Raw genomic sequence first — 14,006 nt, 5'->3', positions numbered from 1 at the left:
TTACTAGGGTATTCGTATGCACCGCAAAACTATCGATGTCTGGGTTGGCCTGTTCGTCCTGCTGGGCGTGGCTTCGCTGCTGTTCCTGGCCCTGCAGGCGGGCAACATGAGCACGATTTCGTTCAGCAAGACCTATGCCGTGACCGGCAAGTTCGACAACATCGGCGGCCTCAAGCCGCAGGCGCCGGTCAAGAGCGCCGGCGTGGTGGTCGGCCGCGTGGGTGAAATCAGCTTCGACGACAAGACCTACCAGGCGCTCGTGCGCCTCGATATGGAGCCAGGCTATAAATTCCCAAAAGACAGTTCGCTGAAGATCCTGACCGCCGGCCTGCTGGGCGAGCAGTACATCGGCATCGAACCGGGTGGCGACACCAACAACCTGGTCGACGGCGACCGCATCAACCGTACCCAATCGGCAACGGTGCTCGAAGACCTGATCAACCAATTTATCTATAGCAAGGCCGCTGAAGGAAAGGAAGGTAGTGAATGAAACACGCACCACACCGTACCACCGGCCGCATCCACGGGCTTGCGGCAATCGCCGCCGCCCTGCTGCTGACCGGCTGCGCCACGACGCAGAATCCGCAAGACCCGCTCGAAGGCTATAACCGCGCCGTGTTCGGTTTCAACGATGCGGTCGACCGCACCGTCCTGAAGCCGACCGCCACCGCCTACAAGAACGTCACCCCGAGCTTCGTGCAGACCGGCGTGAACAATTTCTTCGGCAACTTGTCCGACGCCTGGAGCGCGGTGAACAACCTGCTGCAGGGCAAGGCCCAGGACGGCATGGGCGACGTCACCCGTGTCGCCGTGAACTCGACCTTCGGTATCTTCGGCCTGCTCGACATCGCCTCGGAAGCCGGCATCCAGAAGCACAACGAAGACTTCGGCCAGACCCTGGGCGTCTGGGGCATTCCAAGCGGCCCCTTCTTGATGTTGCCGATTCTGGGCCCATCTACGGTGCGCGACACCGCCGCGCTGCCGGCCGATATCGGCGGCGACATCTGGAAGTACAAGGAGCCGGCCAACTGGCGCAACATCGGCGCCGCGGTGCGCGTGGTCGACAAGCGTGCCTCGCTGCTGGATGCGGGCAAGCTGCTGGAAGACGCCGCCCTCGACCGTTACGAGTTCATCCGCGACGGCTACATGCAGCGCCGCCAGAGCCAGGTCTATGACGGCAACGTGCCGCGCCAGGCCGGCGATGCCGAGGCTGCGGCCAGCAAGGCCGGCGAGTCGCCGTCGAAGTAACAAGTCCTTACATACCGGTGTCATCCGTAACCGGCAAGAAGAGTTAACAGGGGATGTCCCGCCGGCCATGTGGCGCGGCGGGTCCCACAAATAAGGAAACCACATGAAACCCATCATCCAACTGATCGCAGCAGCAAGCGCCACCATCGCCTTCGCCACCTCGGCCATCGCCGCCGAAGCACCGGACGCGCTGGTCAAGCGCATCAGCGCCGACGTCATCGACACCGTCAAGGCCGACAAGGACATCCAGGCCGGCAACCGCAACAAGATCATGGATCTGGTGAACTCGAAGATCCTGCCGCACGTCGACGCCGAAAAAATGACCCAGCAGGCGGCCGGCCGCTTCTGGCGCCAGGCCACCCCGGAGCAGCAGAAAGCACTGACCAAGGAATTCACCACCCTGCTGGTGTACACCTACTCGGGCGCGCTGTCGACCATCAAGAACGAGACCGTCGAATTCAAGCCGATGCGTGCCGAAGCCGGCGCCACCGACGTGGAAGTGCGCTCGCAGGTGAACGTCACCCGCGGCGAGCCGATCACCCTGAACTACCGCCTGGCCAACGGCCCGCAGGGCTGGAAGATCTACGACATCAACGTGCTGGGCGCGTGGCTGGTCGAGACCTACAAGGGCACCTTCGCCAGCGAGATCAACAAGGGCGGCGTCGATGGCCTGACCAAGAAGCTGGCCGAGCGCAACCAGCAGCTGGCCTCGCGCCCGCTGAAGGCGCCGAAGTAATGGCCGAAGCCAATCCCATGCTCTCGCTCGATGCCCTGACCTTCCTGAGCGCCCGCGGTGCGCTGGAACAGGGCTGCGCGGCGATCGCGGCCGGCGAAACCGTGTTCGACCTCGGCGGCGTGAGCGCCGCCGATTCGTCCGGCGTGGCCGTGCTGCTGGCCTGGCAGCGCCACGCGCTCGCGGCCGGCCAGCGCCTGAACTTCATCAACGTTCCCTGCAACGTGCAAAAGCTGGCCGCGCTGTACGGCGTGGACCAGCTCCTGCCCCGGTCCTGATGCCGCTTTGTGCGGGATGGGCGGCGCTCCGCTCATCCCGCATGTCAAAATTTCCCGCCGGCCTCTTGTATTTGCGATTTCCCCTATAATGGGTCGTTTCTTCCGCACGGCCTTGCGCGCCCGCGCCGCCGCTCCCAACAAGAATGACAGCGATCCAGATTAACAGCGTCGAGAAAAGCTACAAGGGCTTCAAGGCCCTCAAGGGCGTTTCCCTGAGCATCGAGGAAGGCGAGTTCTTCGGCCTCCTCGGCCCCAATGGCGCCGGCAAGACCACCCTGATTTCCACCATCGCCGGGCTGATCCGCCCGGACGTCGGCAGCGTCAAGATCCATGGCCACGACGTCGTGAGCGACTTCCGCGAAGCGCGCAAGCGCCTCGGCGTGGTGCCCCAGGAACTGGTGTTCGACCCCTTCTTCACCGTGCGCGAAACCCTGCGCCTGCAGTCGGGCTACTTCGGCATCAAGAACAACGAGGCCTGGATCGACGAGGTCATGCACAACCTCGACCTCACGAACAAGGCCGACGTCAACATGCGCGCCCTGTCGGGCGGCATGAAGCGCCGCGTGCTGGTCGCCCAGGCGCTGGTGCACAAGCCGCCGGTCATCGTGCTGGACGAGCCGACCGCCGGCGTCGACGTCGAGCTGCGCCAGACCCTCTGGAAGTTCATCTCGCGCCTGAACCGCGAAGGCCACACCGTGGTGCTGACCACCCATTATCTCGAAGAAGCCCAGGCCATGTGCCAGCGCGTCGCCATGCTCAAGCTCGGCGAAGTGGTGGCGCTGGACACCATGTCGGCGCTGCTGCGCCGCGTGTCCGGCTCGCAGCTGGTGGTGCACCTGAAAAGCGGCGAGCTGCCGGAAGGCCTGCGCCACCTGGTCTCGCACGACGAGCACAACAACGGCAACAAATACACGCTGCGCGTCAACGACGTCAACGAAGTCGAGCCTATCCTGGCCAGCCTGCGCGCGGGCGGCGCCGTGATCGACGAGATGCAGCTCGAGCAGGCCGACCTGGAAGACATCTTCCTGCAGGTCGTCGGCGACAAGCAACCCGGAGGCCCGCAATGAAGCTGTTCTCGGTGGGTTTCCGCACCCTGTTCTACAAGGAGTCGCTGCGCTTCTGGAAAGTGGCGACCCAGACCATCGCGGCGCCGGTCGTGACGGCCATGCTGTATCTGCTGATCTTCGGCCACGTGCTGGACGGCCGCATCGAGATGCTGGACGGCGTCAGCTACACCGCCTTCCTGATCCCGGGCCTGGTGATGATGAGCGTGTTGCAGAACGCCTTCGCCAACTCGTCCTCGTCGCTGATCCAGTCCAAGATCACCGGCAACCTGGTGTTCATCCTGCTGCCGCCGCTGTCGCATGCCGAGATCCTGTCGGCCTACGTGGGCGCCGCGATCCTGCGCGGCGTGGTGGTGGGCTTCGGCGTGTTCGTGATCACGGCCTGGTTCGCCCACCTGAGTTTCGTGGCGCCGCTATGGATCCTGGTGTTCGCCTTCCTCGGCGCCGCCATCCTCGGCACCATGGGCGTGATCGCCGGCATCTGGGCCGAGAAGTTCGACCAGCTGGCCGCTTTCCAGAACTTCCTGATCATGCCGGCCACCTTCCTGGCCGGGGTGTTCTATTCCATCCAAAAACTGCCGCCGTTCTGGCTGGCGGTCTCGCATTTCAACCCGTTCTTTTATATGATTGACGGGTTCCGCTATGGATTCTTCGGCAAGTCCGACGTCTCGCCCTGGACCAGCCTGGCCATCGTGTCGGTGTTCTTCGTGGTGCTGGCGACCATTGCGATCAACTTGCTCAAACGTGGCTATAAGTTACGCCACTGAGTGCGCCACTAAAGATTTCACCGGAGTTACCCGTGTCGACCACACCTGAACTGATCCACAGCTACATCAGCGCCGGCCTCGAATGCACCCACCTGCAGGTGGAAGGCGACGGCCAGCATTTCACTGCGGTCATCGTGTCGCCGGCCTTTGCCGGCAAGCGTCCGATCCAGCGCCACCAGCTGGTGTACGCCGCGCTCGGCGACCGCATGCGCGAAGAGATCCACGCGCTGTCGATGAAAACCCTCACTCCTGAAGAGTACCAAGGATAATTATGGACAAGCTCCAGATCGTTGGCGGCAAGCGCCTGAATGGCGAGATTTCGGTGTCGGGCGCCAAGAACGCCGCGCTGCCCATCCTGTGCGCCGGCCTGCTCACCGCGGGCGACGTCGAACTGTCGAACGTGCCGCGCCTGCATGACGTGCGCACCATCCTCAAGCTGCTCGCCCAGACCGGCCTCAAGGTCACCCAGGACGACGAGCGCGTGACGCTCAACGGCGCCAACATCACCTCGCTGGAAGCGCCGTATGAGCTGGTCAAGACCATGCGCGCCTCGATCCTGGTACTGGGACCGCTGCTGGCGCGCTTCGGCCAGGCCAAGGTCTCGCTGCCGGGCGGCTGCGCGATCGGTTCGCGTCCCGTCGACCAGCACATCAAGGGCCTGCGCCAGATGGGCGCCGAGATCACGATCGAAGGCGGCTACATCTATGCCAAGACCAACGGCAAGCTGAAGGGCGCGCGCATCCATACAGACATGATCACCGTCACCGGCACCGAGAACCTGCTGATGGCGGCAACGCTGGCCGAAGGCGAGACCGTGCTGGAGAACGCCGCGCGCGAGCCGGAAGTGACCGACCTGGCCAACCTGCTGGTGGCCATGGGCGCGAAGATCGAGGGCATCGGCACCGACCGCCTGGTGATCCAGGGGGTCGACGCCCTGCACGGCGCGCAGCACGCGGTGATCTCGGATCGCATCGAAGCCGCGACCTTCCTGTGCGCGGTGGCGGCCACCGGCGGCGACATCGTCCTGACCAATACCCGCACCGACATCTTCGACGTGGCGCTCGACAAGCTGCGCGAGATCGGCCTGCAGCTCGACGTGGGCACGAACACCATCCGCGCCCGCATGGACGGCCGCCCGAACCCGGTCTCGTTCCGCACCACGGAATACCCGGGCTTCCCGACCGACATGCAGGCCCAGTTCATGGCCGTGAACATCCTGGCCTCGGGCCCGAGCAAGGTCACCGAGACCATCTTCGAAAACCGCTTCATGCACGTGCAGGAGATGAACCGCCTTGGCGCCCACATCTCCACCGAGGGCAATACCGCCTTCATCAAGGGCGTGGACCGCCTGGTCGGCGCGCCGGTGATGGCGACCGACCTGCGCGCCTCGGCCTCGCTGGTAATCGCCGGCATGGCGGCCGAAGGCACGACCCTGATCGACCGCATCTACCACCTCGACCGCGGCTACGACCGCATGGAAGTGAAGCTGTCGGCCGTGGGCGCGGATATCGTGCGCATCAAATGAGCGAGATCGGTAAAAACGGCGGGCCCGGCCTGATCCTGGCCCTGTCCAAGGGCCGGATCTTCGAGGACACCCTGCCGCTCTTGGCGGCGGCGGGCATCACCGTCACCGAGAATCCGGAAACCTCGCGCAAGCTGATCCTGCCGACCAACGACCCGGGCGTGCGCGTGCTGATCGTGCGCGCCAGCGACGTGCCGACCTACGTCCAGCACGGCGCCGCCGACTTCGGCGTGGCCGGCAAGGACGTGTTGCTCGAGCACGGCGGCGAAGGCCTGTACCAGCCGATCGACCTGCGCATCGCCTGCTGCCGCATGTCGGTGGCGGTGAACGCCGGCTTCGACTACGAGACCGCGGTGCGCCAGGGCGCGCGCCTGCGCGTGGCGACCAAGTTCGTCAACACCGCGCGCGAGCATTTCGCGAGCAAGGGCGTGCACGTCGACCTGATCAAGCTGTACGGCTCGATGGAACTGGCGCCCCTGGTCGGCCTGTCCGATGCCATCGTCGACGTGGTCTCGACCGGCGGCACCCTGCGTGCCAACAACCTGGTCGAAGTCGAAAAGATCATGGACATCTCCTCGCGCCTCGTGGTGAACCAGGCCGCGCTCAAGCTCAAGCGCGAGCGCCTGCAACCCATCCTCGACGCCTTCCAACGGGCGACTGAGGCGTCCCCATCCTCACAACAAGGCTGAAGCAACATGGCAGTACAGATCCGCAGGCTCGACTCCACCGCACCCGACTTCAGGCAGACGCTCGACGCGCTGCTGGCCTTCGAGGCCGAGACCGACGACGCCATCGAATCGGCGGTCGCGAAGATCCTGGCGGACGTGAAGCATCGCGGTGATGCTGCCGTGCTCGAATACACGAACAAGTTCGACCGCATCCCGAACGGCGGCGCCAGCGCGATGGGCGCCTTCGACATCGGACAGGCCGAGCTGGACGCCGCCCTGGCCGCGCTGCCGGAGACCCAGCGCGCCGCACTGCGCGCGGCCGCGGAACGCATCCGCGTGTTCCACGAGCGCCAGAAGCAGGAACTGAACGGTTTTACCTTTACCGAGCCTGACGGCACCGTGCTGGGCCAGCGCGTGACCCCGCTGGACCGCGTCGGCATCTACGTCCCGGGCGGCAAGGCCGCCTATCCGTCCTCGGTGCTGATGAACGCGATCCCGGCCCAGGTGGCGGGCGTGCAGGAAATCGTGATGGTGGTGCCGACACCTAGCGGCGTGAAAAACCAGATGGTGCTGGCGGCCGCCGCGATCGCCGGCGTGACCCGCGTGATCACCATCGGCGGCGCCCAGGCCGTCGGCGCCCTGGCCTACGGTACCGAAACGATTCCGGCCGTCGACAAAATCGTCGGCCCCGGCAATGCCTATGTGGCCGCCGCCAAGCGCCGCGTGTTCGGCACGGTCGGCATCGACATGATCGCCGGCCCGTCCGAGATCCTAGTGCTGTGCGACGGCACGACCGACCCGGACTGGGTGGCGATGGACCTGTTCTCGCAGGCCGAGCACGACGAGCTGGCCCAGGCCATCCTGCTGTGCCCGGACGCGGACTACATCGCCCGCGTGGAAGCGAGCATCCACAAGCTGCTGCCGACCATGCCGCGCGCGGCGACCATCACGACCTCGCTGAGCGACCGCGGCGCCCTGGTCAAGGTGCGCGACATGGACGAAGCCTGTGAGATCGCCAACGCCATCGCGGCCGAGCACCTCGAGATCTCGGCGGAAGAGCCGCTGCAGTGGGCCGATAAAATCCGCCACGCAGGCGCCATGTTCCTCGGCCGCTTCTCGTCCGAGTCGCTGGGCGACTACTGCTGCGGCCCGAACCACGTGCTGCCGACTTCGCGCACCGCGCGCTTCTCGTCGCCGCTGGGCGTGTACGACTTCCAGAAGCGTTCGTCCATCATCCAGGTGAGCGAGCAGGGCGCCCAGACGCTCGGCAAGGTGGCGGCCGAACTGGCCTACGGCGAAGGACTGCAGGCGCACGCCCGCAGCGCCGAGCTTCGACTCAAATCATGAGCAGCTGGGTCGACCAGGTGTTCTGCGAGGATGCGCTGTCGGGGATGGCGCGCATCCCCGATGGCTCCATCGACCTGATCCTGACCGACCCGCCCTACAACCTCGGCAAGGACTACGGTAACACCTCCGACCAGCAGGGCGTCGAGGAGTACCTGGCCTGGACCGAGCGCTGGATCGACGCCGCGCTGCCCAAGCTGAAAGCCAACGGCAGCCTGTACATCTTCCTGACCTGGCGCTTCGCGCCCGAGATCTTCGTGATGCTGAAAAAACGCATGACGATGATGAACGAGATCATCTGGGACCGCCGCGTGCCCTCGATGGGCGGCAGCGTGCGCAGCTTCTCCTCGGTGCACGACACCATCGGCTTCTTCGTGAACCGCAAGGATTATTATTTCGACCTGGACGCCGTACGTATCCCTTACGACGCCGAGACCAAGAAGGCGCGCTCGCGCTCGATCTTCATCGGCGCCAAGTGGCTGGAAGTGGGCTACAACCCGAAGGACGTGTGGAGCGTGTCGCGCCTGCACCGCGAACATCCGGAACGTGCCGATCACCCGACCCAGAAGCCGCTCGAGATCATCGAGCGCATGGTCAAGGCGTCCTGCCCGGCGGGCGGCATCGTGCTCGACCCCTTCATGGGCAGCGGCACCACCGCCATCGCCGCGCGCCAGGCCGGCCGCCATTTCACCGGCTTCGAACTGAATCCCGACTACTGCGACATCATCCGCGCGCGCCTGGCCGCGCCCGAGGTGCCGGTTGCAGGTAAAAAACGCAAGGCTGCGGCGAAGAGCAGCCCCCTGAACGAGGAAACCGCATGACATCGAGCATGACTGCGATCGACAAGCTGATCGAGAACACCATCCGCGAAGACGTCCGCAACATCGCCAGCTACCATGTGCCGGATGCGAGCGGCTACATCAAGCTCGACGCCATGGAGAACCCCTACCAGCTGCCGGACGCGCTGCGCGCGGAACTGGGCCAGCGCCTGGCCGATGCCGCGCTGAACCGCTATCCGGTGGCGTCCTATGCCACGCTCAAGGGCAAGATCTGCGCCGGCCTGGGTGTCCCCTCCGGCTACGACGTCCTGCTCGGCAACGGCTCGGACGAACTCATCTCGATCATGGCGACCGCCGTCGCGCGCCAAGACAAGCGTGCGGTCGTCATGGCGCCGACCCCGGCCTTCGTGATGTTCTCGCGCTCGGCCCAGTTCGCAGGTGCGGATTTCGTCGGCGTGCCGGTCAAGGCCGACTTCTCGCTCGACCTGCCGGCCATGCTGGCCGCGATCGAGCAGCACCAACCTTCCCTGGTGTTCCTGGCCTACCCGAACAACCCGACCGGCAACCTGTTCGACGCCGAGGCCATGACGGCCATCATCCGCGCGCTGGGCGAGACCGGCATCGCGGTGGTGGACGAGGCCTACCAGCCCTTCGCGAAGAAGAGCTTCATGGGCCGCCTGCCGGAATTCCCGAACCTGGTCGTGATGCGCACCCTGTCCAAGCTGGGCCTGGCCGGCATCCGCCTCGGCTACCTGTCGGGCGACCCGAAACTGCTGGAGCAGTTCGAGAAGGTGCGTCCGCCCTACAACGTCAACGTGCTGACCCAGGTCGCCGCCGAGTTCGCGCTCGACCACCTCGACGTACTCGACCGGCAGGCCGAGTTGCTGAACGCCGAGCGCAGCCGCCTGGCCGCCGAACTGGCGAAGATGCCGGGGGTCGAAGTGTTTCCGTCGGCCGCGAATTTCATCGCGATGCGGGTGCCGGATGCGGACAAGGCCTGTTCAGAACTGCGCGCCGAAAAGGTGCTGATTAAGAATTTGGGTAAAATGGACAAGATGCTGACCAACTGCATCCGCGTCACCGTCAGTACGCCCGACGAAAACACCGCATTCCTGAATGCCCTGAAAGCATCCCTATAAGCGCAGCTCTTCCATTCGGAAAGCCGCCCAGATGAGCACCTAGCAATGACCCGCACCGCCGAAATCACGCGCAACACCAACGAGACGCAGATCCGCGTCGCGATCAACCTCGACGGCACCGGCCGCCAGAAGCTCAATACCGGCGTCCCCTTCCTCGACCATATGCTCGACCAGATCGCGCGCCATGGCATGATCGACCTCGAGGTCGATGCCGTCGGCGACCTGCACATCGACGCCCACCATACCGTCGAGGACACCGGCATCACGCTCGGCATGGCCGTGGCCAAGGCTGTGGGCGACAAGAAAGGCATGGTGCGCTACGGCCACTCCTACGTGCCGCTGGACGAAGCGCTGTCGCGCGTGGTCATCGACTTCTCGGGCCGTCCCGGCCTGGAAATGCATATCCCCTGGACGCGCGCCATGATCGGCACCTTCGACGTCGACCTGACGGGCGAATTCTTCCGCGGCTTCGTGAACCACGCCGGCGTGACCCTGCACATCGACAACCTGCGCGGCGTGAACGCGCACCACCAGTGCGAGACCGTGTTCAAGGCCTTCGGCCGCGCGCTGCGCATGGCGACGACGCTGGACGAGCGCGCCGCCGGCATCATCCCTTCGACCAAAGGCAGCCTGTAAGCGACCATCATGACGAACAAGATTGTGGTGGTCGATGGCCTGGGTAACCTGCGCTCGGTGGCGCAGGCGCTGCGCGCCGCCGCGCCGGAGGCCGACATCCTGGTGTCGAACAATCCGGCCGACATCGACGCCGCCGACCGCATCGTGCTGCCGGGCCAGGGTGCAATGCGCGACTGCATGCGCAGCCTGCGCGAATCCGGCGCCGAAGAGGCCCTGCTGCGCGCGGTGAAGAACCGCCCGGTGATGGGCGTGTGCGTCGGCGAGCAGATGCTGTTCGACGCGAGCGAAGAAAACGAAGGCACGCCGGGCCTCGGCCTGTTGCCGGGCAAGGTGGTGCGCTTCCAGCTGGACGGCAAGCTGCAGGCCGACGGCTCGCGCTTCAAGGTGCCGCAGATGGGCTGGAACCGCGTGCGCCAGACCCGCGCCCACCCGCTCTGGGAAGGCGTCGAGGACGGCAGTTATTTCTATTTCGTACACAGCTACTACGCCGCACCCCTCGAGGCGGCCGATACCATCGGCGAAGCCGACTACGGCGGGCACTACACCTGCGCCGTCGCGCGCGACAACCTCGTCGCCACCCAGTTCCACCCCGAGAAGAGCGCTGCCGCCGGCCTGCGCCTGTACCGTAATTTCATCCACTGGAACCCGTGAACCCGTTCACGCCAATCCCAACGTCAACCAACCGACAACGACCATGCTGCTGATCCCCGCCATCGACCTGAAAGACGGTCACTGCGTTCGCCTGAAACAGGGCGACATGGACCTCGCCACCGTGTTTTCCGAAGACCCCGCCGAAATGGCGCTGCACTGGCTCAAGAAGGGCGCGCGCCGGCTGCACCTGGTCGACCTGAACGGCGCCTTCGCCGGCAAGCCGAAGAACGAGGCAGCGATCAAGTCCATCCTGAGTGTGGTGCAGGACTACGCCGAAGAGAACGGCATCGAAGAGATCCCGGTCCAGCTGGGCGGCGGCATCCGCGACCTCGACACCATCGAGCGCTACCTGGACGACGGCATCACCTACATCATCGTCGGCACCGCCGCGGTGAAGAATCCGGGCTTCCTGCACGACGCCTGCGGCGCCTTCCCGGGCGCGATCATCGTCGGCCTGGACGCCAAGGACGGCAAGGTCGCAACCGACGGCTGGAGCAAGATGTCGGGCCACGAAGTCATCGACCTGGCCAAGAAGTTCGAAGGCTATGGCGTCGAATCAATCGTCTACACCGACATCGGCCGCGACGGCATGATGGCCGGCGTGAACATCGAAGCCACCGTCAAGCTGGCCCAGGCCGTGCGCATCCCGATCATCGCCTCGGGCGGCGTGCACAACCTGGCCGACGTCGAGGCGCTGTGCGCGGTGCAGGACGAGGGCATCGAAGGCGTGATCTGCGGCCGTTCGATCTACGAAGGCACGCTCGACCTGGCATCGGCCCAGGAACGCGCCGACGCACTGACCGAGGGCGCACAGGCCTAAGCTTTATGCTCGCAAAACGCATCATCCCCTGCCTCGATGTCACCGGCGGCCGCGTGGTCAAGGGCGTCAACTTCACCGAGCTGCGCGACGCCGGCGACCCGGTCGAGATCGCGCGCCGCTATGATGGACAGGGCGCCGACGAGATCACCTTCCTCGACATCACCGCCTCGAGCGACGGTCGCGACCTGATCCTGCCGATCATCGAAGCCGTGGCCTCCACCGTGTTCATCCCGCTCACCGTCGGTGGCGGCGTGCGCAAGGTGGAAGACGTGCGGCGCCTGCTGAATGCCGGCGCCGACAAGGTGTCCATGAACACCTCGGCCGTCACCAATCCGCAGCTGGTGTTCGACGCCTCGCAGAAGCACGGCTCGCAATGCATCGTGGTGGCGATCGACGCCAAGCAGGTCGCGCCGGGCAAGTGGGAAGTCTTCACCCACGGCGGCCGCAACGCCACCGGCCTCGACGCCGTCGAATGGGCGCAGAAAATGGAAAGCCTGGGCGCCGGCGAGCTGCTGCTGACCTCGATGGACCGCGACGGCACCAAGTCCGGCTTCGACCTGGGCCTGACCCGCGCCGTGTCCGACGCGGTCGGCATCCCCGTGATCGCCTCGGGCGGCGTGGGCGGCCTGCAAGACCTGGCCGACGGCATCCTGCAAGGCCACGCCGACGCGGTACTGGCCGCCAGCATCTTCCACTACGGGCAGCACACGGTCGGCGAAGCCAAGCGCTTCATGGCCGAGCGTGGCATCCCCATGCGTCTCGAGTAACGAACACCATGCCGAACAAATGGCTCAACAAGGTCCGCTGGGACGAGAACGGCCTGGTGCCGGTGATCGCCCAGGAGGCTGCAAGCGGCGACATCCTGATGTTCGCCTGGATGAACCGCGACGCGCTCGCCAAGACGGTGGAGCTGGGCGAAGCCGTCTACTGGAGCCGTTCGCGCAAAAAGCTGTGGCACAAGGGCGAAGAGTCCGGCCACACCCAGAAGGTGCTGGAGATCCGCCTCGATTGCGACGAAGACGTCGTGCTGCTCAAGATCGCGCAGACCGGCGGCATCGCCTGCCACACCGGGCGTCACTCCTGCTTCTTCCAGAAACTCGACGGCGGAGACTGGCAGGCGGTCGACCCCGTGCTGCAGGACCCCGACACCATCTATTCCCCGAACAAGACATCCCATGAGTGACATCCTGGCCCGCGTTGCGGCCGTGATCGAATCGCGCAAGCCGGAAGCCGGCGGCGATCCCGCGACTTCCTACGTCGCCAAGCTGTTCAGCAAGGGCGACGACGCCATCCTGAAGAAGATCGGCGAGGAAGCCACTGAAACCGTGATGGCCGCCAAGGACGCGCGCATCTCGGGCGACGCCTCCAAAGTACTGTACGAGACCGCCGACCTGTGGTTCCACACGATGGTGCTGCTGGCGCAATTCGGCTTGACGCCGCAGCAGGTGATCGACGAGCTGGCGCGGCGCGAAGGCCTGTCCGGCATCGACGAAAAAGCCGCCCGCAAGGATTAGTAAGCGCCCACTTACACTTGCCATGCTTTCAGGCGGTGTCATAATCAGCGTTCGCCGTCATAACGGTGTCATGGGGCGCCGATAGGATGCATGGTGTAACAAAGATCTGGAGACAAGATGGATAACTGCATTTTTTGCAAGATCGTCGCCAAGCAGATTCCGGCCAACGTCGTCTATGAAGACGACGACGTGCTGGCCTTCAAGGACATCAACCCGGCCGCCCCGGTGCACCTGCTGGTGATCCCGAAGCTGCACGTGGCCACCCTGTCCGACTGCACCGACGAGCACACCGCCGTGCTGGCCAAGATGCTGACCCTGGTGCCAAAGCTTGCAGAAGAGCATGGCGTTGCCGCCAAGAGCGACGGCAATGGCGGACGCAGCGGCGGCTTCAAGACCCTGATCAATACCGGACCGGACGGCGGGCAAGAGGTCTATCACCTGCACCTGCATATGTACGGCGGCAAGCGTCCATGGCGTGGGCTCGGTACCTGAGTGCAACTACACTTTTAATGCGGGCAAGACGCTCTGCATGGCGTATACTGAAACATAGGCTTTCCCGATTTACAGGGCGCATTGCGCCTCGCTAGGAGACAAACATGGGTTCGATGAGTATTTGGCACTGGGTAATTGTCCTGGTCGTTGTGATGCTGATTTTCGGCACCAAAAAGATCGGCAATATCGGTGGCGACCTCGGCAAGGCAGTAAAAGGCTTCAAGGATGGCGTGAAGGGCGAGGACGACAAGGCGAATCCGAACGCCAATGCCTCGACCACCCAGCCACCGCAGCAGGTCGCTGACAAGTCGACCATCGACGTCGAAGCCCGCGACAAGACCCGCCAGTAAT

At 64.9% G+C, this 14,006-nt stretch carries 20 protein-coding genes; all 20 read left to right on the top strand.

Features of this window, described 5'->3' with window-relative positions; genetic code table 11:
- Window positions 1–16: 16 nt before the first annotated feature.
- Window positions 17–490 carry an outer membrane lipid asymmetry maintenance protein MlaD gene (gene mlaD, locus AC56LK_RS12755; RefSeq protein WP_497184880.1) on the top strand — a complete coding sequence of 158 codons (474 nt, stop codon included), beginning with the start codon at window positions 17–19 and terminating at the stop codon, window positions 488–490.
- The gene (locus AC56LK_RS12750; protein WP_497184879.1) at window positions 487–1,248 is read left to right on the top strand and encodes an MlaA family lipoprotein; all 762 of its coding nucleotides are present in this window, start codon (window positions 487–489) and stop codon (window positions 1,246–1,248) included. The genes mlaD and AC56LK_RS12750 overlap by 4 nt, the downstream gene beginning before the upstream one ends.
- A gap of 103 nt (window positions 1,249–1,351) precedes the next feature.
- Window positions 1,352–1,984, top strand: a complete 633-nt coding sequence (locus AC56LK_RS12745) for an MlaC/ttg2D family ABC transporter substrate-binding protein (RefSeq protein WP_497184878.1) — start codon at window positions 1,352–1,354, stop codon at window positions 1,982–1,984.
- Window positions 1,984–2,259: an STAS domain-containing protein gene (locus tag AC56LK_RS12740; RefSeq protein WP_497184877.1), complete on the top strand. Its 276-nt coding sequence runs from the start codon at window positions 1,984–1,986 to the stop codon at window positions 2,257–2,259. The genes AC56LK_RS12745 and AC56LK_RS12740 overlap by 1 nt, the downstream gene beginning before the upstream one ends.
- Window positions 2,260–2,402: 143 nt before the next feature.
- Window positions 2,403–3,326: an ABC transporter ATP-binding protein gene (locus AC56LK_RS12735; protein WP_497184876.1), complete on the top strand. Its 924-nt coding sequence runs from the start codon at window positions 2,403–2,405 to the stop codon at window positions 3,324–3,326.
- A complete protein-coding gene (locus AC56LK_RS12730) occupies window positions 3,323–4,090 on the top strand; it encodes an ABC transporter permease (RefSeq protein ID WP_497184875.1) in 768 nt (255 codons plus the stop codon). The genes AC56LK_RS12735 and AC56LK_RS12730 overlap by 4 nt, the downstream gene beginning before the upstream one ends.
- Window positions 4,091–4,122: 32 nt before the next feature.
- A complete protein-coding gene (locus AC56LK_RS12725) occupies window positions 4,123–4,359 on the top strand; it encodes a BolA family protein (protein ID WP_497184874.1) in 237 nt (78 codons plus the stop codon).
- Window positions 4,360–4,361: 2 nt separating this feature from the next.
- Window positions 4,362–5,615 carry a UDP-N-acetylglucosamine 1-carboxyvinyltransferase gene (gene murA, locus AC56LK_RS12720; RefSeq protein WP_497184873.1) on the top strand — a complete coding sequence of 418 codons (1,254 nt, stop codon included), beginning with the start codon at window positions 4,362–4,364 and terminating at the stop codon, window positions 5,613–5,615.
- Complete coding sequence (gene hisG / locus AC56LK_RS12715; RefSeq protein WP_497184872.1) at window positions 5,612–6,301, top strand: ATP phosphoribosyltransferase; 690 nt, start codon at window positions 5,612–5,614, stop codon at window positions 6,299–6,301. Before murA ends, hisG begins: the two co-directional genes overlap by 4 nt.
- A gap of 6 nt (window positions 6,302–6,307) precedes the next feature.
- Window positions 6,308–7,627: a histidinol dehydrogenase gene (gene hisD / locus AC56LK_RS12710; RefSeq protein WP_497184871.1), complete on the top strand. Its 1,320-nt coding sequence runs from the start codon at window positions 6,308–6,310 to the stop codon at window positions 7,625–7,627.
- Window positions 7,624–8,445 carry a DNA-methyltransferase gene (locus tag AC56LK_RS12705; protein WP_497184870.1) on the top strand — a complete coding sequence of 274 codons (822 nt, stop codon included), beginning with the start codon at window positions 7,624–7,626 and terminating at the stop codon, window positions 8,443–8,445. The genes hisD and AC56LK_RS12705 overlap by 4 nt, the downstream gene beginning before the upstream one ends.
- Window positions 8,446–8,453: 8 nt before the next feature.
- Window positions 8,454–9,542: a histidinol-phosphate transaminase gene (gene hisC, locus AC56LK_RS12700; protein ID WP_497184996.1), complete on the top strand. Its 1,089-nt coding sequence runs from the start codon at window positions 8,454–8,456 to the stop codon at window positions 9,540–9,542.
- A 45-nt stretch (window positions 9,543–9,587) separates the two neighbouring features.
- Complete coding sequence (gene hisB / locus AC56LK_RS12695; protein ID WP_436103793.1) at window positions 9,588–10,178, top strand: imidazoleglycerol-phosphate dehydratase HisB; 591 nt, start codon at window positions 9,588–9,590, stop codon at window positions 10,176–10,178.
- A 9-nt stretch (window positions 10,179–10,187) separates the two neighbouring features.
- Complete coding sequence (gene hisH, locus AC56LK_RS12690) at window positions 10,188–10,829, top strand: imidazole glycerol phosphate synthase subunit HisH (protein ID WP_497184869.1); 642 nt, start codon at window positions 10,188–10,190, stop codon at window positions 10,827–10,829.
- A 43-nt stretch (window positions 10,830–10,872) separates the two neighbouring features.
- Window positions 10,873–11,649 (top strand): 1-(5-phosphoribosyl)-5-[(5-phosphoribosylamino)methylideneamino]imidazole-4-carboxamide isomerase, encoded by a 777-nt coding sequence (hisA, locus tag AC56LK_RS12685; protein WP_497184868.1) that lies wholly within the window; start codon window positions 10,873–10,875, stop codon window positions 11,647–11,649.
- A gap of 5 nt (window positions 11,650–11,654) precedes the next feature.
- A complete protein-coding gene (gene hisF / locus AC56LK_RS12680; RefSeq protein ID WP_497184867.1) occupies window positions 11,655–12,416 on the top strand; it encodes an imidazole glycerol phosphate synthase subunit HisF in 762 nt (253 codons plus the stop codon).
- Window positions 12,417–12,424: 8 nt separating this feature from the next.
- Window positions 12,425–12,832, top strand: coding sequence for a phosphoribosyl-AMP cyclohydrolase (gene hisI, locus AC56LK_RS12675; RefSeq protein ID WP_497184866.1), 408 nt, complete (start codon window positions 12,425–12,427; stop codon window positions 12,830–12,832).
- Window positions 12,825–13,163 carry a phosphoribosyl-ATP diphosphatase gene (locus AC56LK_RS12670; RefSeq protein ID WP_497184865.1) on the top strand — a complete coding sequence of 113 codons (339 nt, stop codon included), beginning with the start codon at window positions 12,825–12,827 and terminating at the stop codon, window positions 13,161–13,163. The genes hisI and AC56LK_RS12670 overlap by 8 nt, the downstream gene beginning before the upstream one ends.
- 117 nt (window positions 13,164–13,280) lie before the next feature.
- A complete protein-coding gene (locus AC56LK_RS12665; RefSeq protein ID WP_497184864.1) occupies window positions 13,281–13,655 on the top strand; it encodes a histidine triad nucleotide-binding protein in 375 nt (124 codons plus the stop codon).
- 104 nt (window positions 13,656–13,759) lie between these two features.
- Window positions 13,760–14,005: a Sec-independent protein translocase subunit TatA gene (gene tatA, locus AC56LK_RS12660; protein ID WP_497184863.1), complete on the top strand. Its 246-nt coding sequence runs from the start codon at window positions 13,760–13,762 to the stop codon at window positions 14,003–14,005.
- Window position 14,006: the final 1 nt, after the last annotated feature.

The sequence above is a fragment of the Telluria sp. ZB4P36 genome, from assembly GCF_059685865.1.
This window is presented reverse-complemented; position numbering and strand designations above follow the sequence as displayed.